This is a genomic window from Rhodococcus sp. Leaf225, assembly GCF_001426145.1.
Lineage (GTDB): Bacteria > Actinomycetota > Actinomycetes > Mycobacteriales > Mycobacteriaceae > Rhodococcoides.
This window is the reverse complement of sequence record NZ_LMRN01000007.1, coordinates 521,645-543,658: the sequence shown is the minus strand read 5'-3', so window position 1 is coordinate 543,658 and position 22,014 is coordinate 521,645. Positions and strand designations below refer to the sequence as shown.

Sequence of the window (22,014 nt, the reverse complement as noted above, 5' to 3'; positions counted from 1 at the left end):
CCGGAAGTTTCTGGCGCACCGGACATCTCGGGCACGCTATGTCGCACATCACGTTTCCGGAGGTCCGCGAGGGCTTACTCTTACTTCGAGTAACGATATACCGCGCGACGGGGACCGCGCGACGTCGATCAGAGGGGGAAACACAGCATGACCAGCACCATCACATCAGGAGACACACGGACCGACGCTGTCGCCGCCCGCGCGGCACACCTGTTCGACACCGACGCCGAGATGCGCGCCGCGGCCGCCGATCCCGCGGTGTCGGCACAGGTGGCGGACCTGACGCCCGATCTTCACGCCATGGTCGAGGTGGTCATGGACCGCTACGCAGACCGGCCCGCGCTGGGTCGCCGGGCGTACGACGTCGAGCCCGCGGACGACGGTCGCCGGGTGCGTCGGCTCCAGCAGCGCATGGACACCATCACCTATGGATCGCTGTGGTCCGATGCCCTCGATCTCGCGACCGCACTCGGCGACGTCGCCACTCCGGACACCTTCGTCGCGACCCTGGGATTCGCCGGTGCCGACTACGTCGTCGCCGAACTGGCGACGGTCCGGACCGGTGCCGTTGCCGTTCCCCTCCAGTCCGGCGCGGCTCCCGGACGCCTCGCCGACATCGCCGCCGAGGTCGAGCCTGTCGCACTCGTCGTCGACAACGAACAGTTGTCCACCGCCACGGCTGTGGCCGCCGCGTGCCCGAGCATCCGCCGCATCGTCGTACTCGACCACGACGACCGTGTGGACGACGACGAGGACCGCCTCGCCGAGGCTCGACGATCCGCACCGGGCACGGTGCTCGCGATCGAGACGCTGCGGGAGGCGATCGCACGCGGTCGCACTCTCCCCCGGCTCGCCGGCCCCGAGGCCGTCGATCCCGACCGGATCGCCACGTTGATCTACACCTCCGGCAGTACCGGGACCCCGAAGGGCGCCATCCACACCCAGCGCATCGTCTCGCGCCTGTGGTCGACGTCCCACTGGTACGACCAGAGCGCGGAGTCCGACGAGGCCGGGCGACCCGGTGCGATCACGCTGGACTACCTGCCCATGAGCCATCTCGCCGGGCGCGCGGTGGTGTTCACGACCCTGGCAGCCGGCGGCATCGTGTACTTCGCGAGTTCGAGCGATCTGTCCACGCTTCTCGACGACTACGCACTCGCCCGGCCGACCGTGGCCATGCTGGTTCCCCGCGTGTGCGATCTACTGCGTCAGACAGCCCTCGGACGCATCGAGACCCGGGCGCACCGCACCGGCGAGAGCGCGGACGCCGTCCGCGCTGAGGTCCTCGAGGACATGCGATCCACCACTCTCGGTGGCCGCATCCTCTCCGCAGTGGTGGGTACCGCGCCGACCTCCCCCGAGGTCATCGACTTCGTCTCCGAACTCCTGGACACGACGGTGCAGAACAATTACGGCTCCACCGAGGCCGGCATGGTGTTGTTCGACGGCGTCGTCCAGCGGCCGCCGGTGCTCGAGTACCGCCTCGACGACGTTCCGGAGCTCGGGTACGCGGTGACCGACCGCCCCTACCCGCGCGGTGAGCTTCTCCTCAAGACCGATTCCCTCGTGCCCGGCTACTACAAGCGGCCGGACGTGACGGCCGAGATGTTCAGTGCGGACGGCTTCTACCGCACCGGGGACGTGGTCGCGGAGACGGAGCCGGACCATCTCGTGTACGTCGATCGCCGCAAGAACGTGCTGAAACTGGCGCAGGGCGAGTTCGTCGCCCTCTCGCGCCTGGAGTCGATCTACGCGTCCGCCGACGCCGTCGACCAGATCCATCTGCACGGCAGCGGCGAGCGGTCCTACCTCCTCGCCGTGGTCGTGCCCGCCGACGGAGCCGACACCGCCACCGTGCTCGACTCCCTGCAGGCCCTCGCGCGCGAGGAGCAGCTCGAGTCCTACGAGGTCCCGCGCGACATCGTCCTGGCCGCGGAGCCCTTCACGCAGGAGAACGGTCTGCTCTCGGGAGCGAACAAGCAGCTGCGTCCCGCTCTGACGGCGCGCTACGGCGAGGCGCTCGAGGACAGGTACCGCGAGATCGACGAGGGCCAGACGGCGAAGATGAGCGAACTACGCCGCCGCGGCGCCGACGCACCCGTCCTGGAGACCGTCGGCGAGGCCGCCGCGGCGTTGCTGGGATGCGCCGGCACGGAGGTCTCACCCGATGCGCACTTCACCGACCTCGGCGGTGACTCGTTGTCCGCGTTGACGTTCGCCACCCTGCTGCAGGACATCTTCGAGGTGGACGTCCCCGTCACGGTCGTCATCGCGCCGTCGTCCGACCTCGCGGCGATCGCGACCCACATCGAGCGGCGACGCGGCGACGCGGATGCCACGGGAGCCGCGACCTTCGCCTCGGTGCACGGAGCGCACGCGACGCAGGCCCGTGCCGATCAGCTGACGCTGAGCGCCGTCCTCGGCGACGAGTTCCTCTCGTCCGCGGCTGACGTGGGACCGGTGCGCACCGACACCCGGACCGTGTTGCTCACGGGCGCCAACGGATACCTCGGGCGCTTCCTGTGCCTGGAGTGGCTCGAACGCCAGGCCGCGGTCGGCGGCACCGTCGTGTGCCTCGTGCGCGGACGCACCGCGGCGGACGCTCGTGCCCGTCTCGACACCGCGTTCGACACCGGCGACCCGGCCCTGTGGTCGCGGTGGACGACGCTGGCCGACACCGCGCTCGAGGTCGTCGTCGGCGACGTGGGCGAGGCGAACCTGGGCGTGAGCGACGAGGAGTACGCGTCGCTGGCCGAGCGGGTCGACCGCATCGTGCATCCCGCGGCGCTCGTCAATCACGCGCTGCCGTACGAGCAGTTGTTCGGCCCCAACGTGATCGGCACCGCCGAGATCGCCCGGCTCGCCCTGACGCATCACCTCAAGCCGGTGACCTACCTGTCCACCGTGGCCGTCGCGGCGGGCGTCGAGGCCTTCTCCGAGGACGGCGACATCCGCGAGATCAGTCCGGTCCGCGCCCTCGACGAGTCGTACGCCAACGGATACGGCACCTCCAAGTGGGCGGGTGAAGTGGTGCTGCGCAACGCCTTCGACGCCTTCGGACTCCCCGTGACCGTCTTCCGTTCGGACATGATCCTGGCGCACCCCCGGTGGACCGGTCAGCTCAACGTCCCGGACATCTTCACCCGCACGGTGCTGTCGCTGATCGCCACCGGAATCGCCCCGGAGACGTTCTACCGGCAGGACACGGGCGCACCCGTCGACGATGCAGGGCGGCCGCGCGCACACTACGACGGACTCCCCGCCGATTTCACCGCAGCGGCGATCACCGAGCTCGGTGGCAGCGCGACGTCGGGACACCGGACTTTCGACGTGCTCAATCCGCACGACGACGGCATCTCTCTCGACACCGTCGTCGACTGGATCATCCAGTCCGGCAGAACGATTCGGCGCATAACCGACTACGACACGTGGTTCGCCGAGTTCTCCGACGCGCTCGAGTCCCTGCCGTCGGCGCAGCGGTCCGCCTCGGTGCTGCCGCTGCGGCACGCCTACGCGCGGCCGGACCTGCCGACCGCCGGGTCACCCCTACCGGCCGAGGTGTTCCGTGCCGCAGTCCGCGACACGTCGACACCGGGGTCGGCACTGGCGGACATCGACGACATCCCGCACCTGTCGCGCGATCTCGTCGCGAAGTACGTGCGTGATCTCGAGGCGCTGGGGTTGATCCCGACGCTCTGACAGCCGATCAGCGTCCGGTGCGTGACCGAACGAGCCGGACGGCGGGATCGAGGATCCGATGGCGTGCGAGCGCGAACACCGTCCCCACGGGGGAGCTCGCACCGCCACCGGATCCTCGCCGCGCCGCGGTGAAAGCGTCGATCCCGTTGCGCTGCACCGACGACAGCATCGTCTTCGCCACGGGCCGAGCCGGATCCGGATCCTTGCCGGCTCCCATCAGATGCAACTGATCGGTGTGCCACTGCAGATCGAGCAGTCCCCCCAGCGACCGGACCGAGCGGTGGGTCGCGAAGCGGGCCGGCACCGGAACGGAGATGGACGGGCTGGGCAGTACGCTGACGGTGCCGTCGAGAACGTCCCGTGCCGCTCCGGGCAGGACGGCGGTCGGGCGGCCGAGTCCCACCATCTGACACGCACCGGACCGCACCGCGTCCGACATTCCGTCGCGCGTGCGGAACCCACCGGTCACGGCGAGCGGGATGTGGGGAGCGAGGTCGCGCACCGTGACGGCGTAGTCGAGGAAGTACGCCTCGCGCGACGCCGTACTGGCCGACACCGCGGTGCCCATCATCGCGGGCGACTCGTAGCTGCCGCCGCTGATCTCGATGAGATCGACCGGCAGATCACCGATCATCGAGACCACCTCACGGGACTCGTCCTCGCTGAAACCGCCGCGCTGGAAGTCGGCCGAGTTGAGTTTGATGCCGACGGCGAAGCCCGGGGAGACGGCGGCCCGTACTCGTCGCACCACCTCGAGCAGGAAACGCGCGCGGCCCTCGATGTCGCCGCCCCACTCGTCGGTCCGCAGGTTCGTCAGGGGCGAGAGGAACTGGCTGACGAGATAACCGTGGGCGGCGTGGATCTGCACTCCGTCGAACCCCGCCTCCTCGGCCACCGCGGCCGTCGTCGCGAACCGCGACAGGATGTCCTCGATCTCCGCGCCGCTGGCCGCGCGGGGCGCCGGGATCCCGGGGATGTCCAGGCCCACCGCGGACGGCGCCAGGGTGCCGCCGACCGTCGTCACCGGGTTGCCCTGACGGCCGGGGTGGTTGATCTGCATCCAGATCGGACTGCCACCGTCCTGCGCCGTCTTCGCCCAGCGGGAGAGGGCGTCCAGGTCGCGTCCGTCCGCGACCGCGACGTTGCCGGGCTCGCCCAGATGCCGGTGGTCGACCATGACGTTCCCGGTGACGAGGAGCCCGTAGCCACCATCGCCCCAGCGGCGGTAGAGACGCGACAGTCTCTCGTCCGGGGCGTTGTCACGGGTACCCAGCGCTTCGCTGAGCGCGGACTTCATGATCCGGTTCGGCAGGACCTGTCCGTTGGGCAACGTCAGCGGTGCGGACAGCGACACGTCAGGCATGGAACCCCTCGTCGGGTGAATGGGTGGGTGGATCCGTTCCCCGGAGTACACCAGATGTGGTGTGATGATAGCTGTCATCACTTGCCGCGGTGTCCGTGAACGGGCGCCCCACCACTCGGGAGCGCGATGCGCAGCGTCACGGTCGTCATCATCGGCAGCGGGTTCGGTGGGCAGTGCGCCGCCATCGAACTGCTGCGTCGCGGCATCGACGACATCGTCGTCCTGGAACGACGCGAGTTCGCCGGCGGAACCTGGCGGCAGAACTCCTACCCCGGAGCGGCCGTCGACGTGCAGAGCCCGCTCTACTCGATCGCGTCCGAGCCGTACGACTGGTCGCAGATGTTCGCGGTGCAGAGCGAGCTCGAGGACTACACCCGCCACGTCGTGGACAAGCACGGTCTCGGGGATCTCACCGTGCTCGGCGCCGAGGTGAAGCGCATCGAGTGGGTCGCCGACTCCTGGCACGTCACGACCACAGCGGGTGACTATCGTGCGCAGTTCGTGGTCAACGCGACCGGGCCGCTCAGCACGCCTGTCGTTCCGCCCTTCCCGGGTCGCGAGAGTTTCGCGGGCGCCCAGTTCCACACCAACGCGTGGAACCACGACGTCCCCCTCGCCGGCGCGCGTGTCGCCATCGTCGGCAGTGGTGCGAGCGCGGCGCAGATCATCCCGGCCGTTCAGCCCGAGGTGGGCGAGCTCCACGTCTTCCAGCGGTCCCCGCACTGGGTGATGCCCCGACCCGATCGGAAGTTTCGACCCTGGGAACGCCGTGCCCTGCGGGTGGGCTTCGTGCGTCGAGCACTGCGCGCGGCCATCTACTGGAAGCTCGAGGCCCGGATCATCGGCTTCAAGTACTCGAAGGTCGGCCTCTGGCTGTTCGCCGAGCGTCACGCACGGAATCTGCTCCGCAACCAGGTGGCGGACCCCGATCTCCGGGCCAGGCTGACACCGGACTACACGATCGGGTGCAAGCGGATCATCCTGTCCAACACGCTGTATCCCGCCATCAGCTCCGCGAACACGACGCTCCACGACCGTGACGATGGCATCGCCGAAGTCACCCCCACCGGCATCACCACCGCGACGGGGCGCGAGATCCCCCTCGACGTGATCGTGTGGTCCACCGGATACGACGCCACCGACGGCGTCATCTCCTACCCGGTCATCGGCCGGAACGGCAGCGCGCTCCGCGACGTGTGGTCCGACTACCCGAGGGCCTATCTGGGCACGACCGTCCCCGACTTCCCGAACCTGTTCATCGTCACCGGGCCGAACACCGGGATCGGCCACACGAGCGCCATCTTCGTCATCGAGGCCCAGATGCGGTACATCATGTCGGCCATCGAGCACGCTCGGCGGACGTCGTCGCGCACGGTGGAGGTCACCCGCGCCGCCGAGGAGCGCTACACCGCGATGATCCACGACGAGATGACACGCACGGTGTGGCAGAACGGTGGCTGCACGAGCTGGTACAAGTCCGCGTCCGGACGCGTGATCGCCATGTTCCCCGGCTTCAGCTTCACCTACCGCAGACTGGCCGGCTCGTTCCGGGACGACGACCACGTCCTGCGGCCCGCGTCGACCGACACCGAGAGAGTGGCAGCGTCATGACCTCCGGCACCCCGGGCATGTTCCGGAGATCCCCGCGGCTCCGCCTCGACGGGCGCGTGGCCGTCGTGACGGGGGCCGGCGGCGGCATCGGATCCGCCGTCGCACGCGAACTCGTCTCCCGCGGCGCCGCGGTCGCGCTGCTCGACGTCGCTCCGTCCGTCGACGACGTCGCTCGTGCCCTGGGCGACCGGGCGATCGCCCTCCGCGTGGACGTGACGTCTCCCGACGAACTCCGTGCGGCCGTCGCCTCTGTCCACGACCGGTTCGGCGGGATCGACGTGGTGCACGCCAACGCGGGCATCTCGAGCGGCGACACCGCGTACACCGTGGCGACCGTTCCCGACGGGGTCTTCGAGCGTGTCGTCTCGGTCAACCTGAACGGCGTGTGGAACACGATCCGGGCGACACTGCCGGACATCGTCGCCGCCCGCGGCCACGTGCTGATCACGTCGTCGACCTACGCCTATCTCAACGGCCTGGCGAACGCTCCGTACGCCGCGACCAAGGCCGCGGTGGAGCAGATCGGTCGCGCCCTGCGTGCCGAGCTCGCTCACACGGGCGCGACCGCGGGAGTCCTGTACCCGGGGTGGGTCGCGACCCCCATCGCGGACGTGGCCTTCGGCGCCGACGACATCGCGACCGCTCTGGTGGCGCGAGCCTTCCCCGCACCCCTTCTCACGCCCATCTCCCCCGAGGCTCTCGCGGCGGGAGCGGTGGACGGTATCGAGCGACGAGCAGCACGGATCCAGCTTCCGGGACGGTGGCGGGCCTATTCGGCGATGCGCGGGATCGCGAACCCGCTGTCCGATGTCGTACTGGAGAAGGACCGGACGATCCGGACGCTCGTCGCGCGGCTCGAACGCCGCCGGCCCTAATTCGGCTATTTCCCCGTTTGTGACCCGCACACTGGTGATTAGTACCGACAGTGTCTGTTATCACGGGTATCGTTCCGATGCATGATGCTCGCCGCCCTGCTCCGGGAATGCTGGTCCGCCCAGCGTGACACGCAGCAGTTGCGGCTCTTCGTGGAGTCGCGCGGCCTCGCGCGATGGATGCGCGGCCTGATCTCCTGCCTCACCCTCGTCGTCACGGCCATCGCTGTCCTGTCGCTCGGATCGCCGTCCGGAGCCCAGGGTCTCGCGGATCGAGCCGTCGTCGTCGTCACCATCGTGGGTGGAATCGGCTGGGCCGTGCGCTGGAACGTGGCGCACTGGCCGTCCTTCCGCGAATCGGTCGTCTTCTTCGCCTACGCCGATGTCGCCATCGCCGTGGTCTGCTTCCTCGACTCGAGCTCGCTCGCCGGCTTGAGCGGTGCCGGTCTGCTGGTGCTCCTCGGGACCTACGCGACCTTCCTGCTGGGGCCACGGGTGTTACTCGCGCACGTCGTGTGGTGCGCATTCACCATCGCGGTGCTCGCCGTCAAGGTCGCGCTCGACCCCGAGTACGACCTGGCGATCGCCGCCGCCAAGGCGATCATGCTGACCGTCGTCGGCGTGGTGGTCCCCATCGTGATCGAACTGGGTGTCCATCTCATCCGCGTCGACGCGGACAAGTCGTTGACCGATCCGCTCACCGGCCTCAGCAACCGCCGGGGGCTCGAGTCGCGACTGATGCTTCTCGCCGACGACATGCGTTCCACGACCACCCGCGCCGCCGCTGCCCACCCGGTGGCCGCCGTGATCGTGCTCGACCTCGACAAGTTCAAGGCGATCAACGACGAATTCGGGCACAACGTCGGCGACGAGGTGCTGGTGCGCGTCGGACAGAGCCTGGTGCGCGCGGCCGGATCCGCCGCCGTGGTCACACGCCACGGCGGCGAGGAGTTCCTCGTCTTCGATCTGTACGACGACGCACTCGCGGCGTTGCGGGCCGCCCGCGCCGTCCGCGACGCGGTGGCGGAGAGGATCCCGGGGCCGGCGGTCACCGCGAGTGTCGGGCTCGCGATGGCGAGCACGACCACCCTGCTGCACGATCGCCGGCGCCTGTCGGCCACACTCACCGAACTCGTCGATCGGGGCGACACCGCGATGTACCGGGCCAAGCGATCGGGTGGGCACTGCGTCGCCGTGGACGGGGGAACGGCGCGCGGTCTCGCGTCGACCGGTTGAATGGTGGCGTGACCGATCCATCGCCCGCACGTACCTACGGCGGGGAGAGCGCCGAGGAGCGCACGGCTCGTCGCCGGCGCCAACTGCTCGACGCGGGGCGCGCGTCCTTCGGATCGGTGGGTTTCCGAGCGTCGACGGTGCGCGGCATCTGTCGTGACGCGCACGTCGCCGATCGCTACTTCTACGAGCTGTTCCCCACTCTCGAGGACCTCCTGGTCGAGGTGTACCGCGAGTGCATCGCCACACTGACCCGATCCACCACGGCGGCGGTCGACGACCTGCCCGCCGGGACGGACCCGCTGACGCTCTCGCGTCACGGCCTCGACGGCTTCTTCCGCGCCGTGGAGGACCGTGAGCTCGCACGGATCGTGTGGCTCGAGGTGCTGGGGGTGAGCCCACGGGTGGACCGCACGTATCTCGACACGATGCACGGATTCGGTGAGCTGATGGTGGGGCTCCTCGGTCGCCACACGCCGGACATTGCCGTCGGTAGTTCCCTCGACAGGTTGGCCACCGCCGCTGTCGGCGGCATCAGCCACACCGCCATGACCTGGCTCATGGACGGATACCGAGCGGACAGAACCGATCTCGTTCACGGGACCGCCCGGTTCCTCGCCGCGGTGGTCGGTGCGGCCGAGCCCGAGTAATTCGGTCGACGCGGTCCCCCCTCGGGTGTTTCAGTGGTGCGAACCGACCACCGGGAAGGCCGGAGGCCGGCCGACATCGAACCGACCACGACTCGAGGACGCACGCATGTATCCCACCGATACCGACGTGTTCCTGCTCGTCCGACGGCAGGAACACGCGACCTTCACCCGCGACGCCGAGCACCGGCGCGTGGCTCGCGCCCGCGCACGTCTCGCCCACGACGAACTCCGCGTCCAGCGCGCATGGGAGGAACTGACGGCGGCACTGGCCGAGTCCGCGCAGTCGCGGCAGTCCCTGGCCGACCTGGTGCACAGCAGCCGCTGAGTCAGCGTTCGTTGCCCCGAAGTTCGATGCCCCGAAGGAGGATGTCGACGGCGGCCTCGATGGTGGCGTCGTCGGGCAGCGTCCCGTACATCAGCGTCGGGCAGACCACGGAGCCGGACAGCATGGACACCGCCGCCTCGAGCTCCGGGCCCTGGATCACCGCACCGAGCATCTGCCGAGTGTGCTTCTCGCCGTCGTCGACGATGCGGCGGCGCACCCGGCCGATCTCGGCGACGGTGGCCCCCCACTGCGCCATGGCCATGAGCACGCGATCGAGGCGCTGGGTGGCGATGGCGTCACGGAGCATCCGCAGCTCACCGATCAGGTCCGTGCGGACGTCGCCGACCAGGTCGTGATGCGGCATGTCGCCGATCGCCTCGAGAGCCATGGTGAGCAGGTCGGAACGGGACGGCCAGTGCGTGTACAGCGTGGTCTTGGAGTAACCGGCCACCCGTGCGACGTGCGCGTGGGTCACCGCCTCCCACCCCTCGCCTGTCAGCACCTCGAGCGCGGCGCGCGAGACGTCCGCGCGAGTGCGAGCGACGCGGGCGTCCTCTGCCACGGCGTCGGGCTCGATTCCGATTCCATTCTCGTCCGACGGGGTATCACTCATCGCGTCACTCACCTCCTCGTTCAGCCAGTGCTTCCAATTGCGGGCATCGAAGTTCGAGGGTTGAAGTTACGCGAGTTTCGGGTACAGACCTATTGAACGAAATGTTCATTACTGTACTGTTGTCCCAGATTTTTGCACGGCATTTCGACCGCGAACTCCCCCACCATCATTCGCGACGGGTCATCCGTCGCCTCGGGCCACGGCGCAGCACAGCGTCGGGCCGGTCCACGGAAGGACACCGATGTCTGCCATCCTCTTCGGCTCCATCAGCACTCTCGCCGACACGTCCGAGCTCCAGCGACGCGCCTTCAACGAGGCGTTCTCCTCGCACGGGCTCGACTGGAACTGGTCACGCGACGATTACCGGTCCATGCTCGGGTCCAACGGCGGCGCGAACCGGATCGAGGACTTCGCGGCGTCCGAGGGCGTCGAGGTCGACGCCTCCGCGGTGCACGCGACCAAGTCGGAGATCTTCCGGTCCCTCCTCTCCTCGGCCGGTGTGAGCCCGCGACCCGGCGTCGTGGACACCATCGCCGCGGCGAAGAAGTCGGGCGCCAAGCTCGGCTTCGTCACGACCACGTCGAAGGAGAACGTCGACGCCGTGCTCGAGGCGCTGTCCCCCGAGGTCACTCGCGACTCCTTCGACGTCCTCGTCGACGCGGACGACGTCGAGCAGGGCAAGCCCGACCCCGCGTCCTACGCCTTCGCCCTCGACAAGCTGGGCGAACAGCCCTCCGCCTGCGTCGCGATCGAGGACAACGCCGGTGGTGTGGCCGCCGCAGCCGCAGCCGACATCACCTGCGTCGCGTTCCCGAACGAGAACACGGCCGGCAGCGACTTCTCCTCGGCATCGGAGACGGTCGAATCCCTCGACCCCGCTCGCATCGAATCTCTGGTGACGGCTCGACAGTGACCTTCACCGGTCGACTCCACACCCTGTCGAGTCACATCCACGCCAACCCCGGTTCACCCGTCGAGCGCGATGCTCGCGAACCGTTTTCCTCGGGAGAGAAGTAGTGAGCAACCTCCAGGCACGTGTCACCGCAGACGATCGCACCTTCCACGTCGAGGGATACGAGAAGATCGAGTACGACCTCGTGTACGTCGACGGCGTCTTCGACACCGCGAACACCGAGCTCGCGGACAGCTACCGGCCGTACGGCCGCTGCCTGATGGTGGTGGACGACAGCGTCCTCGCGCTGTACGGCGACGCGATCCACACCTATTTCCGCCATCACGACATCGCGCTGACCATCGTCCCGGTGCAGATCCGCGAGACGGCGAAGTCGATCGAGACCTTCGAGCGGATCGTGGGCGAGTTCGATCGCTTCGGCCTGGTGCGCACCGAGCCCGTCCTGGTCGTCGGCGGCGGACTCACGACGGACGTCGCCGGCTTCGCGTGCGCCAGCTACCGCCGGAACACGCCGTACATCCGCATCCCCACGACGCTGATCGGTCTCATCGACGCCAGCGTCAGCATCAAGGTCGCCGTCAACTACGGCAAGCACAAGAACCGTCTGGGCGCGTACCACGCCTCGCAGAAGGTGTTGCTGGACTTCAGTTTCCTGGGCACCCTGCCGGAGGACCAGGTCCGCAACGGCATGGCGGAACTCATCAAGATCTCCGTCGTGGGCAATCTCGAGATCTTCGAGATGCTCGAGAAGCACGGCCCGGAGCTGCTCGCGACGCGTTTCGGTCACCTCGACGGCACCGCGGAACTGCGCGAGATCGCCGACCGCCTCACCTACAAGGCCATCGCGACCATGCTGGACCTGGAAGCGCCCAACCTCCACGAGATCGACCTCGATCGCGTGATCGCTTTCGGCCACACCTGGAGTCCGACGCTCGAGCTCACCCCGCCCGCGCCGTTCTTCCACGGACACGCCATCAACATCGACATGGCGCTGTCCACCACCCTCGCGGAGCAGCGCGGCCACATCACGGCCGACGACCGCGACCGCGTGCTCGGCGTCATGAGCGGGATCGGGCTCGCGCTCGACAGCTCGTACCTGACGGCCGACCTGCTCGCCGAGGCCACGTCGTCCATCCTCAAGACCCGAGACGGGATTCTCCGCGCGGCGGTGCCGGCGCCCATCGGGTCCTGCGAATTCCTGAACGACGTGACCGTCGACGAGCTGTCGGACACGCTCACCTTGCACAAGAAGATCTGCCTCGAGCACGACCGCGACGGCGACGGCGTGGACATGTTCACCGCGCCGCAACCGGAGGTCGCGGTCGGTTCGTCCCACGATGAGTGATGCCCGGCCGGTCACACCGAGCACCATCGCCGCGGCCGAGCTGACGGAGCTGTGCCGGGACCTCGACGACCTCGGGGTCCCGGCAGCCGTTCTCGGCCGCGCTCGGCGTGCGCGTGACGTGATCGCGGGCCTCGACCCGTACCTGGACGAGTGCACCACCCCGGAATCACCCGCTCTCGCGGATCTGGCCGCACGCACCCGATCCGCGGAATGGTCCGGCAGCGCGCTCGAGCAGGAGATGCTGTCCGGCCACGTCGAGGGACGTTTCCTCGACTTCCTCGTGCGGATGACCCGCGCCACGTCGGTCCTCGAGATCGGCATGTTCACGGGGTACTCGGCTCTCGCCATGGCCGAGGCACTTCCACCCGGCGGAAGCATCGTCGCCTGTGAACTGGACGAACCCGTCGCGGCGTTCGCCCGACAGTGCTTCGACGCGTCGCCGGCAGGTGACGCGATCGAGATTCTCGTCGGTCCTGCGGCGGAGTCCCTCACCCGTCTCGCCGACGAGGGACGCCGGTTCGACCTGGTGTTCATCGACGCCGACAAGGCCGGGTACCTCGGATACCTGACGGCGCTTCTCGACTCCGAGCTGCTGACGCCGGACGCCGTGGTCGCCGTCGACAACACACTCCTGCAGGCCGAGCCGTACCTCGGTACGGCCATGTCGGACAACGGTTCCGCCATCGCGGAGTTCAATCGCGCCGTGGCGGCGGACTCCCGCGTCGAGCAGGTCCTGGTCCCGCTGCGGGACGGACTGACGCTCATCCGTCGATCGAGTGCGTCGTGACGAGCGTCGGCCGGTCCGTGGCGGTCCTCGTCGGCTCGCTCGTCACCGCCCCGCTCGACCTCGTGCCCGTCCTGGCGGCGCTAGCCCGACCGCGCACGGCACCCGGTTCGCCTGCCGCACAACGTAGGACGGTCGTGATCAACGGCGGCAAGATGACCAAGGCGCTACAACTCGCGAGATCGTTCCACGGCGCCGGCCACCGGGTGGTACTGGTCGAATCGGCCAAGTACCGGTACACCGCGCATCGGTTCTCTCGAGCGGTGGACGTGTTCCACACCGTCCCCGAGGCGTCGGAACCCGGATATGCGCGCGCGATCGCCGACATCGTGCTGAGCGAGAGAGCGGACGTGTTCGTGCCGGTGTCGAGTCCGGCGTCCAGCGTGCCGGACGCCGAGGTCGGTCGTCTGCTCGACGGGCGGTGCGACGTCGTCCACGTCGACTCGGCCACCGTGCGCATGCTCGACGACAAGGTGCAGTTCTCGAAGGTCGCGGAGTCGCTCGGTCTGCGCGTGCCGGAATCACACCTCGTCACCGACCGTCGGCAGGTCGAGGACTTCGACTTCCCCGACGGCCGTACCTACATCCTCAAGCGCATCGCGTACAACCCGGTGGGTCGTATGGACCTCACGCCGTTGACGGGACGGGACCGCGCGGCGAATGCCGCGTTCGTCTCCGGGCTCGACATCTCGGACGAGGATCCGTGGATCATGCAGGAGTTCGTCACCGGTCAGGAGTACTGCACCCACTCGACTGTCCGCAACGGGCGCGTGCAGGTGTACGGGTGCTGCGAGTCGTCGGCGTTCCAGATCAACTACGCCATGGTGGACAAGCCCGAGATCCGGTCGTGGGTGGAGCATTTCGTCGGCGAGCTCGGGCTCACGGGCCAGGTGTCCTTCGACTTCATCGAGGCGGCGGACGGCCACGCCTACGCCATCGAGTGCAATCCGCGAACGCATTCGGCCATCACCATGTTCCACGATCACCCGGACGTGGCGGCTGCGTACCTCGACGACGGGCACCCCGTCATCACGCCGCTCCCGTCCGCCCGGCCGACCTACTGGATCTACCACGAGATCTGGCGGCTGCTCACCCAGCCTGGCCGCCTCGCCCGCGCACGCACCATCGCCACCGGGAAGGACGCGGTGTTCACGCGGTGGGATCCGTTGCCCTACTTCATGCTTCACCACCTCCACATGCCGTCGCTGATCTGGGCGAACCTTCGCGCCGGTCGCTCGTGGAGCCGCATCGACTTCAACATCGGCAAACTCGTGGAGGCCGGCGGTGACTGACGACACGGCTTTCGTCCACCCGACCGCACGGGTGACCGTGCTGCACCTCGCGGGGTCCGCCGAGGACGAGTTCCACTCGGACCTGTCGCGGGTGTACGCCTCGGACGCGCTGTCCGCGCTCGCCGATCCCGCACGGTACGAGTTCCACGTCGCACTGGTCTCGCCCGACCGCACGTGGCGCTTCCCGGTCGATCTCACCGACGACGCGGTGGCGGCGGCTCCGCCTCTGTCGCTCGCGGACGCGCTGCGTCACATCGAGGCTCTGGGTGTCGACGTCGTCGTGCCGCAGATGTTCTGCCTGCCCGGCATGACGTCCTACCGGGCGCTGGTCGACGTCGTGGGTCTCGCTCTGCTGGGCAACACCGCCGACGTGATGGCACTCGCGGCGGACAAGGCGCTGACCCGAGCGGTGGTCGCTGCGGCGGGCGTTCCGGTGCCGGAGGGCCACGTCGTCGTCGTGCCCCCGGACGCACCACGGTCAGGCACGCGGTCGCCCGTCCCGTTACCGGTGGTCGTCAAGCCGGTGGACTCCGACAACTCGGTGGGGGTGTCGCTCGCGCGCACTCCTGACGAGTACACCGACGCGTTCGCGGACGCTGCGCGGTTCTCCCGCCGGGTGCTGGTGGAGCGCTACGTCGAGTTGGGACGTGAGGTGCGCTGCGGCATCGTCGTGGTGGACGGTGAACCGGTGTGCCTGCCGCTCGAGGAGTACGCCGTGGACGCGGACGATCGTCCGATCCGCACACGCGAGGACAAGTTGTCCCGCGACGAGGACGGGGCGCTGTACCTGGTGGCCAAGAACGCCACGAAGGCGTGGATCGTCCCCGAGGACGATCCGATCACCGAGCGGATCCACGCGGTGGCCCTCGAGTGCCACCGAGCGCTGGGGTGTCGGCACTACAGCCTCTTCGACTTCCGGGTGGACCCCGACGGTCGACCGTGGTTTCTCGAGGCAGGCCTGTACTGCTCCTACGCGCGGGGCAGCGTGGTCGCGGTGATGGCTGCGGCCGCGGGAATCAGTCTCGAGGACCTGTTCGCCGCAGGACTGCGCGAACTCTCGATCGAAGGAGCACGATGATGCGACACACCACCCTCGAACCCGTCGGCGCACACGTCGAGGACGTCCGGGTGGAGGACCTCGACGCGGCGGGAATCGACGAGACACGCCGCCTCGCAGCAGATCACGGCGTCGTCGTCTTCCGGGGGCAGTCGCTCGACGACGACCGTTTCACCGAGTTCCTCCGTGCGTTCGGCGACCTCGTGTTCACCGAGGGCGAGACACCGGTCCCCGGACACCCGGATCTCAACGTCATCAGCAATGTCGGCCGGACGACGACGCCGCGCTCCACCTTCCACGTGGACACGAGCTATGTGGCACACCCACCGGCGTACACCTCGCTCCGTGCGGTCACCGTGCCGTCGGAGGGAGGACAGACCGTCTTCAGCAACCAGTACCGCGCGTGGGACACACTGCCCGACGACCTTCGCGACGAGCTCGTCGACCGCACGCTCACGCACGTCGTGACCGGTCTCGATCTCGCCGACGATGCCGAGTCGTCCGCAGTGCATCCGCTCGTGACGACCCATCCGATCAGCGGACGGCGCTCGCTCTACCTGTCGACTCCCGCGCGATGCGCGTCGATCAGCGGAATGTCGCCCGACGAGACCGCCGAGACCGTCCGGTTCCTCTACGACCACTCCACCGCCGAGGACAACGTGCACCGGCACACGTGGCAGCCGGGCGACGTCGTCTTGTGGGACAACCGGTGCGTCATGCACCGGGCCGACCACAGCGGAGTGGTGGGCGACCGGGTGATGCACCGCGGGATGGCAACCGACGGTCGCGCTCGCTCCTGAGGCCGATCGTCAGCGCGCCAGGACAGCGGCCCCTCGCCGCACCACCACGTCGCGGAAGGCGAGGGCCTGCGCCGGCAGGGTGCGTGCGGGCCACACCACGCCGATGCGCCGCCGCGCCGCGGGGTCGTTCACCGCGATGTCGACCGTGGGCAGCGGGCCGGCGGGAGTGGTCGTGCGAGGGAGGACGCTGACGCCGAGGCCCGCCCCGACCAGCCCGCGCACGGTGTGGATGTCCTGCCCCTCGAAGGCGATGGTCGGGGCCATTCCCGCAGCGGCCCACAGTGTCTCGCAGAGAGAACGCATGCCGTACCCGTGTTCCATCGCCACGTACGGGTCGTCCGCCGTTTCCACGAGGTCCACCGATCGGCGGCCCGCCAGTCGGTGATCGGACGGGACGACCAACACGAGCCTCTCGTCGTACAGCCCGAAGGACGTGTCGGTGCCGTGTTCGGTGCCGAGCGCCACGAATGCGAGGTCCGCGCTCCCGTCCTCCAGTCTGTCGAGGCACCGGGCCCGCGCGCCCTGGTCGAGGGTGAACGTGACGGCGGGATGATCGGCGAGGAAGCGCTTGATGAGCAGCGGGAGCACGCCCTCGCCCACCGTGTTCTGGAAGCTGACCGAGATGCGGCCACGAGTGCGGGCGTCCTGCTCGGTCATGGCGTCGAGCCCGGCCTCGAGTTCGCGGACCGCCCGGTCGAGGAAGGGCATCAGTGCACGTCCCGCAGGCGTGAGGGCGATGCCCCGACCACGACGCTCGACGACCGCCACTCCCAACGCGGCCGAGGCGCGGGCGAGTTGCCGGCTCACCGTCGGCTGCGGGAGGCCGAGGACGTGCGCCGCCTCGGTGATGTGTTCGGTCTCCGCCACGGCGAGCAGTGTCGGGATCAGAGGCAGGAGTGCCTCGGCTTCCTCACGCATGAATCGAACGATACGTCACGATCATGATTGTGCGAGATGCAATGCATTGGACGAATAGGTCGCGTCCGGCCTACCGTCGGATCCCGTGACCATCGACGAGGCGACCGACACCGACTGGGACGGACACACCCGTGGGTCCCGCGAGTACCGCAGGCTCGTCGCCGGGCTGCTTCTCGCCGGTGTCGCCACTTTCGCCCAGCTGTACTCCGTCCAGGGCATCCTCCCGCTCATCGCCTCGAACCTCTCGATCACGCCGTCGCAGTCCTCGCTCGCGGTGGGCTGCGCCACGGTCGGCGTCGCGGTCGCCGTACTGCCGTGGTCCGTGGTGGCCGACCGCGTCGGCCGGGTGCGTGCCATGAGCATCTCGATCGTCACGGCCACCGTCCTGGGCCTCGTCGTCCCGCTCTCCACGTCGTTGCCGATGCTGCTGACGGTGCGGTTCGTGGAGGGCGCCGCCCTCGGCGGGCTGCCGGCCATCGCGATCGCCTACCTCAGCGAGGAGGTGCACCGCCGGAACACCGCGGTGGCCGCGGCCACCTACGTCTCGGGCACCACGCTGGGCGGGCTGCTCGGCCGCATCGTCGCCGGACCCGTCGCCGAGTACACGAACTGGCGCATCGGAACACTGACGGTCTCGATCATCGCCGCCGTGGCCGCGATCGCCTTCCTGCGCCTCGCCCCCGCACCGCGGCGCGCGCTCCCTGCGCGGGATGGCGGCCCGGGGCTGGGGAAACGCGTCACCACACACCTCCGGGACCCCGGCATGCGCGCGCTGTTCGGGCAGGCGTTCCTGCTCATGGGCGGTTTCGTCACCGTCTACAACTATCTGGGCTTCCGCCTCGAGGCAGCCCCGTTCGGACTCCCCCAGTCGCTGATCAGCCTCATCTTCATCGCCTATCTCAGCGGAACCGTCTCGTCTCGCGTCGCCGGACAGCTGGCCGGCCGGTTCGGACGCTCCGCGGTGCTCGCCGGGTCGACGGGCGTCATGATCGCCGGGGTCGCCCTGACGATCGCGCACACGCTGATCGTCGTACTCCTCGGCCTGGTGGTGTTCACGATGGGATTCTTCGCCGCGCACGCCATCGCGTCCGGATGGACCGGGCATCGCGCGACGGACGGTCGCGCTCAGGCGGCGTCGCTCTACAACCTCTTCTACTACGGCGGTTCGAGCATCGTCGGCTGGACGGGCGGCGTCGTGTATCAGGCCTACGGCTGGTCGGCCATGGCCGCGTTCGTCATCGCACTGGCCGTCGTCGCCGCTCTGTGGGCACTGGTCCTGCGGTCGCCCGGCGCCGAGGCTCAGTCGGCGTAGTCGCCGGGGTCCAGGATGTCGTTCATGTCGCGACGGACGAGCCGGACCATGAGCGGGAGCGGCAGGAACCGGGCCCCGAAGGCGACCTGGCGCGACCGGTGTCCGGTGACGATGCGCATCCGTCCGGACTCGACGTCCCGCACCACGCGCTCGGCCACCGCCTCGGGCGAGGTGGCGTAGTACTTCGCTGCGAACTGCTGGGATCCCTCGGCCCGCGAGATGTTGGTCGCCACGCCGCCCGGATGGACCAGGTGGACCGAGACGGTGGACCCGGCGAGTTCGGTCGCGAGGGCCTCGGTGAATCCCCGCACCGCGAACTTGCTGGCGCAGTAGTCGGTGTGGTTCGGCGTCCCCTGCAGTCCGAAGATGGAGGACACGTTCACCAGCGCAGCCGCCGGCCGCGACATCAGCTGCGGCAGGAAGGCGCGCGTCCCGTGCACCACCCCACCGAGATTGACCGCCATCACCCGGTCGTAGGACGCGTCGTCGAGATGCCAGGCGGGCCGGAAACCGCCCTCGATGCCGGCGTTGTTGACGACGACGGTCGCCGGGCCCACCTCCCGGGCGACGCGGGCGGCGAAGGCCGCGACGGCGTCGCGATCGGCCACGTCGTACACCTCGGTGAGCACCGTGCCGCCAGAGGGCAGGCTCGTCACCGTCTCCGCGAGGGCGTTGCCGTCGATGTCGCCGAGCGCGAGGACCGCCCCGCGTGCGGCGTAGGCCGCCGCGTACGCGCGGCCCATGCCGGATCCGGCTCCGGTGATCACCACCACCTTGCCTGCGAGGTCCGCCAACGGTCTCCGTCGTCCCACCATCATCTGATGATAGCTGTCATCACATCGCGTCGCAGTGTCGATGTGCCCGGGTACTGTGCGTGTCATGCCCGACGTCGTCGTACCCGCTGCCGATCGAATCCACTGGCGCAACGAGTGGCTGGACTCCTGGCAGTCCTTCCCCGTGGCGGGCAACTTCGATCTCGCCGCGAATGCGCACGGGTTGCTGCTCGTCCACAACGACGACACCGTCGACGCGGGCGAGGGATTCGACAGCCACCAGCACGCCGACGTCGAGATCGTGACCTGGGTGCTGGACGGATCACTGGTGCACCGTGACTCGCTCGGGAACGAGGGGACCATCACGCCCGGGTTGGCGCAGCGGATGAGTGCGGGCTCCGGCGTCGTCCACTCCGAGCGGAACGGGGCCGGATATTCCGCCGGGACACCGCTGCGGGTCGTCCAGATGTGGCTTCCGCCGGACGAGAACGGGCGGCCGCCCGGGTACGAGGAGTACGCGGCGGCAGGCGAACTGGCCTCCGGCCGCCTGGTCACGGTCGCGTCGGGACTCGACCGTGACCGCGGTGGCACGGCCGTCGGACTGGGCCAGAGCAAGGCGGCGCTCCACGTGGCGCGGCTGCGGCCGGGCACGCCCGTCACCCTCCCCACCGCGCCGTTCCTCCACCTCTTCGTCGCGCGCGGCACCGTCGAGATCGACGGCATCGGAACACTCGGTCCCGGTGACGCGCTCCGCGGTACCGACACCGGCGGACATGTCGTCCACACGACGTCGTCGGCCGAGATCCTGGTGTGGGAGATGCACGCTCATGCGTGAGTGTTTGCGGTCACACGGCCGGGGGTAGAGAACTGTCCACACGGGTCGCGATGTGGACGTACCCGCCCGGAAGACGGAGAACGAGATGGCCAACGTCGTCATGCTGCTGATGTTCATGGTGGTCGGTGTCGGTTCGGGCGCTGCCCTCCTGCTGCGACCGCCCGTCCGCTAGGGCATTCCGGCGCCACCGGTCGGCGCCGGGCGCCGGTAGTGTTCGCCCATGGCCACTCTCGATCACGGCGACCCCGGCGACGCCCCGTCGATGCCGACGCCCACCGCTCCCGTCACCCACCCTCGCCGGCCGTCCGCGGCGGAGGAGGCGCGCACGGTGGCCGCGTCGACCAACACGGCCACGCTCGCGAGCCTCTCGGCCGACGGACATCCGTGGGCGTCGTACGTGACGTACGGGCTCCTGGGCGGGAACCCCGTGCTCTTTGTCTCCCACATGGCGGAGCACGGTCGCAATCTCGCGGCGGATCCACGGGTGAGTCTGTCCGTCGTCGCTCCGGGCGAGAACAGTGATCCGCTCGCGAGCGGACGTATCACGCTGGCGGGCACCGTGCTTCGGCCGTCGGGCTCGGACGTCGAGGCTGCGCGGGAGGCGCACCTGGCGGCCGTCCCGGCGGCGCGGTACTACATCGACTACAGCGACTTCACCGTCTGGATCCTGTCGGTGGACCGAGTCAGATGGGTGGGCGGCTACGGCCGCATGGACTCGGCCACGGTGGCGGACTACGCAGCCGCCGTGCCGGATCCGGTACGGCCGGTGAGCGGGCCCGCGGTGGAGCACCTGAACGCCGACCACGCGGACGCACTCACCGCGATGACCGCGGCATTCGGCGGATTCCCCGATGCGACGTCCGCTGTGTGCACCGGCGCCGACCGCTACGGACTCGACATCACGGTCACCACACCGAGAGGCGTGTCCTACACGCGAGTCGGCTACACGTCGCCGTTGGCGTCACTCGACGATCTCCGTGCCGCGACGATCGAGCTGACGAGAAACGCCCGCCGCCCCTGAGGGGACGACGGGCGTCGATGGTCGAACGGCTCAGCTGACCGCAGCGTTCCGACGCGGCAACTTCCAGTCGGGGCGGACCCAGTGGCAGGTGTATCCGTTGGGGATCCGCTGCAGGTAGTCCTGATGTTCGGGCTCGGCCTCCCAGAACTCGCTCGCCGCGGTGACCTCGGTGACCACCTTTCCGGGCCAGATACCGGACGCGTCGACGTCGGCGATCGTGTCCAGCGCGACGCGCTTCTGCTCGTCGGAGGTGTAGAAGATCGCCGAGCGGTAGCTCACTCCGCGGTCGTTGCCCTGACGGTTCTTCGTCGACGGGTCGTGAATCTGGAAGAAGAACTCCAGGATGTCGCGGTAGGTCGTCCGGGTCGGGTCGAACACGATCTCGACCGCCTCGGCGTGCGTGCCGTGGTTCCGGTACGTCGCGTTCGGCACGTCTCCGCCCGAGTACCCGACGCGCGTGGAGAGCACGCCCGGCTGCTTGCGGATCAGTTCCTCGACACCCCAGAAGCATCCACCCGCCAGGATGGCCGTCTCGGTCGTGGAACCTGCCTGTGTGCTGTCCGCCATGGTGTCTCCTCTTGTCGCAGTAACACTCTGT

General features: G+C 69.0%; 20 protein-coding genes. 15 read left to right on the top strand and 5 right to left on the bottom strand.

What is annotated here, in order from left to right; translation table 11 throughout:
* Positions 1-147 precede the first annotated feature (147 nt).
* A complete protein-coding gene (gene car / locus ASG69_RS02730; protein ID WP_056447264.1) occupies positions 148-3,699 on the top strand; it encodes a carboxylic acid reductase in 3,552 nt (1,183 codons plus the stop codon).
* A 7-nt stretch (positions 3,700-3,706) separates the two neighbouring features.
* Here car and ASG69_RS02725 read toward each other — a convergent pair whose 3' ends face one another.
* A complete protein-coding gene (locus ASG69_RS02725; RefSeq protein WP_081821033.1) occupies positions 3,707-5,062 on the bottom strand; it encodes an NADH:flavin oxidoreductase/NADH oxidase family protein in 1,356 nt (451 codons plus the stop codon).
* 126 nt (positions 5,063-5,188) lie between these two features.
* On the opposite strand from ASG69_RS02725, the gene ASG69_RS02720 reads away from it, so the two are divergent.
* The 5 genes from ASG69_RS02720 (at position 5,189) to ASG69_RS02700 (ending at position 9,753) form a co-directional block, all read left to right on the top strand.
* The gene (locus ASG69_RS02720; RefSeq protein WP_056447261.1) at positions 5,189-6,673 is read left to right on the top strand and encodes a flavin-containing monooxygenase; all 1,485 of its coding nucleotides are present in this window, start codon (positions 5,189-5,191) and stop codon (positions 6,671-6,673) included.
* On the top strand, positions 6,670-7,548 hold the full coding sequence (locus tag ASG69_RS02715) for an SDR family NAD(P)-dependent oxidoreductase (RefSeq protein ID WP_235578819.1): 879 nt from the start codon (positions 6,670-6,672) through the stop codon (positions 7,546-7,548). The genes ASG69_RS02720 and ASG69_RS02715 overlap by 4 nt, the downstream gene beginning before the upstream one ends.
* 81 nt (positions 7,549-7,629) lie before the next feature.
* Positions 7,630-8,781, top strand: a complete 1,152-nt coding sequence (locus ASG69_RS02710) for a GGDEF domain-containing protein (protein ID WP_056447258.1) — start codon at positions 7,630-7,632, stop codon at positions 8,779-8,781.
* Positions 8,782-8,789: 8 nt separating this feature from the next.
* Positions 8,790-9,428, top strand: coding sequence for a TetR/AcrR family transcriptional regulator (locus ASG69_RS02705; RefSeq protein WP_051612942.1), 639 nt, complete (start codon positions 8,790-8,792; stop codon positions 9,426-9,428).
* A gap of 106 nt (positions 9,429-9,534) precedes the next feature.
* Positions 9,535-9,753 carry a hypothetical protein gene (locus ASG69_RS02700; RefSeq protein ID WP_156380415.1) on the top strand — a complete coding sequence of 73 codons (219 nt, stop codon included), beginning with the start codon at positions 9,535-9,537 and terminating at the stop codon, positions 9,751-9,753.
* A 1-nt stretch (position 9,754) separates the two neighbouring features.
* Here ASG69_RS02700 and ASG69_RS02695 read toward each other — a convergent pair whose 3' ends face one another.
* The gene (locus ASG69_RS02695; RefSeq protein ID WP_156380414.1) at positions 9,755-10,366 is read right to left on the bottom strand and encodes a TetR/AcrR family transcriptional regulator; all 612 of its coding nucleotides are present in this window, start codon (positions 10,364-10,366) and stop codon (positions 9,755-9,757) included.
* A gap of 241 nt (positions 10,367-10,607) precedes the next feature.
* On the opposite strand from ASG69_RS02695, the gene ASG69_RS02690 reads away from it, so the two are divergent.
* From ASG69_RS02690 to ASG69_RS02665, 6 genes are all read left to right on the top strand, one after another.
* The gene (locus tag ASG69_RS02690) at positions 10,608-11,279 is read left to right on the top strand and encodes an HAD-IA family hydrolase (RefSeq protein WP_027504000.1); all 672 of its coding nucleotides are present in this window, start codon (positions 10,608-10,610) and stop codon (positions 11,277-11,279) included.
* Between the two features lie 103 nt (positions 11,280-11,382).
* The gene (locus ASG69_RS02685; protein WP_027504001.1) at positions 11,383-12,624 is read left to right on the top strand and encodes a sedoheptulose 7-phosphate cyclase; all 1,242 of its coding nucleotides are present in this window, start codon (positions 11,383-11,385) and stop codon (positions 12,622-12,624) included.
* Positions 12,617-13,411, top strand: coding sequence for an O-methyltransferase (locus tag ASG69_RS02680; RefSeq protein WP_056447249.1), 795 nt, complete (start codon positions 12,617-12,619; stop codon positions 13,409-13,411). Before ASG69_RS02685 ends, ASG69_RS02680 begins: the two co-directional genes overlap by 8 nt.
* Positions 13,408-14,700 carry an ATP-grasp enzyme gene (locus ASG69_RS02675; RefSeq protein WP_056447245.1) on the top strand — a complete coding sequence of 431 codons (1,293 nt, stop codon included), beginning with the start codon at positions 13,408-13,410 and terminating at the stop codon, positions 14,698-14,700. The genes ASG69_RS02680 and ASG69_RS02675 overlap by 4 nt, the downstream gene beginning before the upstream one ends.
* Positions 14,693-15,778: an ATP-binding protein gene (locus tag ASG69_RS02670; RefSeq protein ID WP_235578818.1), complete on the top strand. Its 1,086-nt coding sequence runs from the start codon at positions 14,693-14,695 to the stop codon at positions 15,776-15,778. Before ASG69_RS02675 ends, ASG69_RS02670 begins: the two co-directional genes overlap by 8 nt.
* Positions 15,775-16,557 carry a TauD/TfdA dioxygenase family protein gene (locus ASG69_RS02665; RefSeq protein WP_231476121.1) on the top strand — a complete coding sequence of 261 codons (783 nt, stop codon included), beginning with the start codon at positions 15,775-15,777 and terminating at the stop codon, positions 16,555-16,557. Before ASG69_RS02670 ends, ASG69_RS02665 begins: the two co-directional genes overlap by 4 nt.
* Positions 16,558-16,566: 9 nt before the next feature.
* On the opposite strand, the gene ASG69_RS02660 is transcribed toward ASG69_RS02665, so the two are convergent.
* Positions 16,567-17,475, bottom strand: a complete 909-nt coding sequence (locus ASG69_RS02660; protein WP_056447241.1) for a LysR family transcriptional regulator — start codon at positions 17,473-17,475, stop codon at positions 16,567-16,569.
* An 85-nt stretch (positions 17,476-17,560) separates the two neighbouring features.
* Here ASG69_RS02660 and ASG69_RS02655 point away from each other — a divergent pair, with 85 nt between their 5' ends.
* Positions 17,561-18,787 carry an MFS transporter gene (locus ASG69_RS02655; RefSeq protein ID WP_056447237.1) on the top strand — a complete coding sequence of 409 codons (1,227 nt, stop codon included), beginning with the start codon at positions 17,561-17,563 and terminating at the stop codon, positions 18,785-18,787.
* On the opposite strand, the gene ASG69_RS02650 is transcribed toward ASG69_RS02655, so the two are convergent.
* Positions 18,775-19,581 carry an SDR family NAD(P)-dependent oxidoreductase gene (locus ASG69_RS02650; RefSeq protein WP_235578817.1) on the bottom strand — a complete coding sequence of 269 codons (807 nt, stop codon included), beginning with the start codon at positions 19,579-19,581 and terminating at the stop codon, positions 18,775-18,777. The genes ASG69_RS02655 and ASG69_RS02650 overlap by 13 nt on opposite strands.
* Before the next feature lie 85 nt (positions 19,582-19,666).
* Here ASG69_RS02650 and ASG69_RS02645 point away from each other — a divergent pair, with 85 nt between their 5' ends.
* Together ASG69_RS02645 and ASG69_RS02640 are read left to right on the top strand one after the other, a co-directional pair.
* Entirely contained in the window at positions 19,667-20,395 is a 729-nt protein-coding gene (locus tag ASG69_RS02645) for a pirin family protein (RefSeq protein ID WP_027504008.1), read from the top strand.
* Positions 20,396-20,615: 220 nt separating this feature from the next.
* Positions 20,616-21,416, top strand: coding sequence for a HugZ family pyridoxamine 5'-phosphate oxidase (locus ASG69_RS02640; RefSeq protein WP_056447234.1), 801 nt, complete (start codon positions 20,616-20,618; stop codon positions 21,414-21,416).
* A gap of 30 nt (positions 21,417-21,446) precedes the next feature.
* On the opposite strand, the gene msrA is transcribed toward ASG69_RS02640, so the two are convergent.
* Positions 21,447-21,983 (bottom strand): peptide-methionine (S)-S-oxide reductase MsrA, encoded by a 537-nt coding sequence (gene msrA, locus ASG69_RS02635; protein WP_056447231.1) that lies wholly within the window; start codon positions 21,981-21,983, stop codon positions 21,447-21,449.
* Positions 21,984-22,014: the final 31 nt, after the last annotated feature.

What these genes read in the sequence shown, in the direction of transcription:
- car (WP_056447264.1), top strand. Translation starts at nt 148, where the DNA reads ATGACCAGCACCATCACATCAGGAGACACACGGACCGACGCTGTCGCC.
- ASG69_RS02725 (WP_081821033.1), bottom strand. Translation starts at nt 5,062, where the DNA reads ATGCCTGACGTGTCGCTGTCCGCACCGCTGACGTTGCCCAACGGACAG.
- ASG69_RS02720 (WP_056447261.1), top strand. Translation starts at nt 5,189, where the DNA reads ATGCGCAGCGTCACGGTCGTCATCATCGGCAGCGGGTTCGGTGGGCAG.
- ASG69_RS02715 (WP_235578819.1), top strand. Translation starts at nt 6,670, where the DNA reads ATGACCTCCGGCACCCCGGGCATGTTCCGGAGATCCCCGCGGCTCCGC.
- ASG69_RS02710 (WP_056447258.1), top strand. Translation starts at nt 7,630, where the DNA reads ATGATGCTCGCCGCCCTGCTCCGGGAATGCTGGTCCGCCCAGCGTGAC.
- ASG69_RS02700 (WP_156380415.1), top strand. Translation starts at nt 9,535, where the DNA reads ATGTATCCCACCGATACCGACGTGTTCCTGCTCGTCCGACGGCAGGAA.
- ASG69_RS02695 (WP_156380414.1), bottom strand. Translation starts at nt 10,366, where the DNA reads ATGAGTGATACCCCGTCGGACGAGAATGGAATCGGAATCGAGCCCGAC.
- ASG69_RS02690 (WP_027504000.1), top strand. Translation starts at nt 10,608, where the DNA reads ATGTCTGCCATCCTCTTCGGCTCCATCAGCACTCTCGCCGACACGTCC.
- ASG69_RS02680 (WP_056447249.1), top strand. Translation starts at nt 12,617, where the DNA reads ATGAGTGATGCCCGGCCGGTCACACCGAGCACCATCGCCGCGGCCGAG.
- ASG69_RS02665 (WP_231476121.1), top strand. Translation starts at nt 15,775, where the DNA reads ATGATGCGACACACCACCCTCGAACCCGTCGGCGCACACGTCGAGGAC.
- ASG69_RS02660 (WP_056447241.1), bottom strand. Translation starts at nt 17,475, where the DNA reads ATGCGTGAGGAAGCCGAGGCACTCCTGCCTCTGATCCCGACACTGCTC.
- ASG69_RS02645 (WP_027504008.1), top strand. Translation starts at nt 19,667, where the DNA reads ATGCCCGACGTCGTCGTACCCGCTGCCGATCGAATCCACTGGCGCAAC.
- ASG69_RS02640 (WP_056447234.1), top strand. Translation starts at nt 20,616, where the DNA reads ATGGCCACTCTCGATCACGGCGACCCCGGCGACGCCCCGTCGATGCCG.
- msrA (WP_056447231.1), bottom strand. Translation starts at nt 21,983, where the DNA reads ATGGCGGACAGCACACAGGCAGGTTCCACGACCGAGACGGCCATCCTG.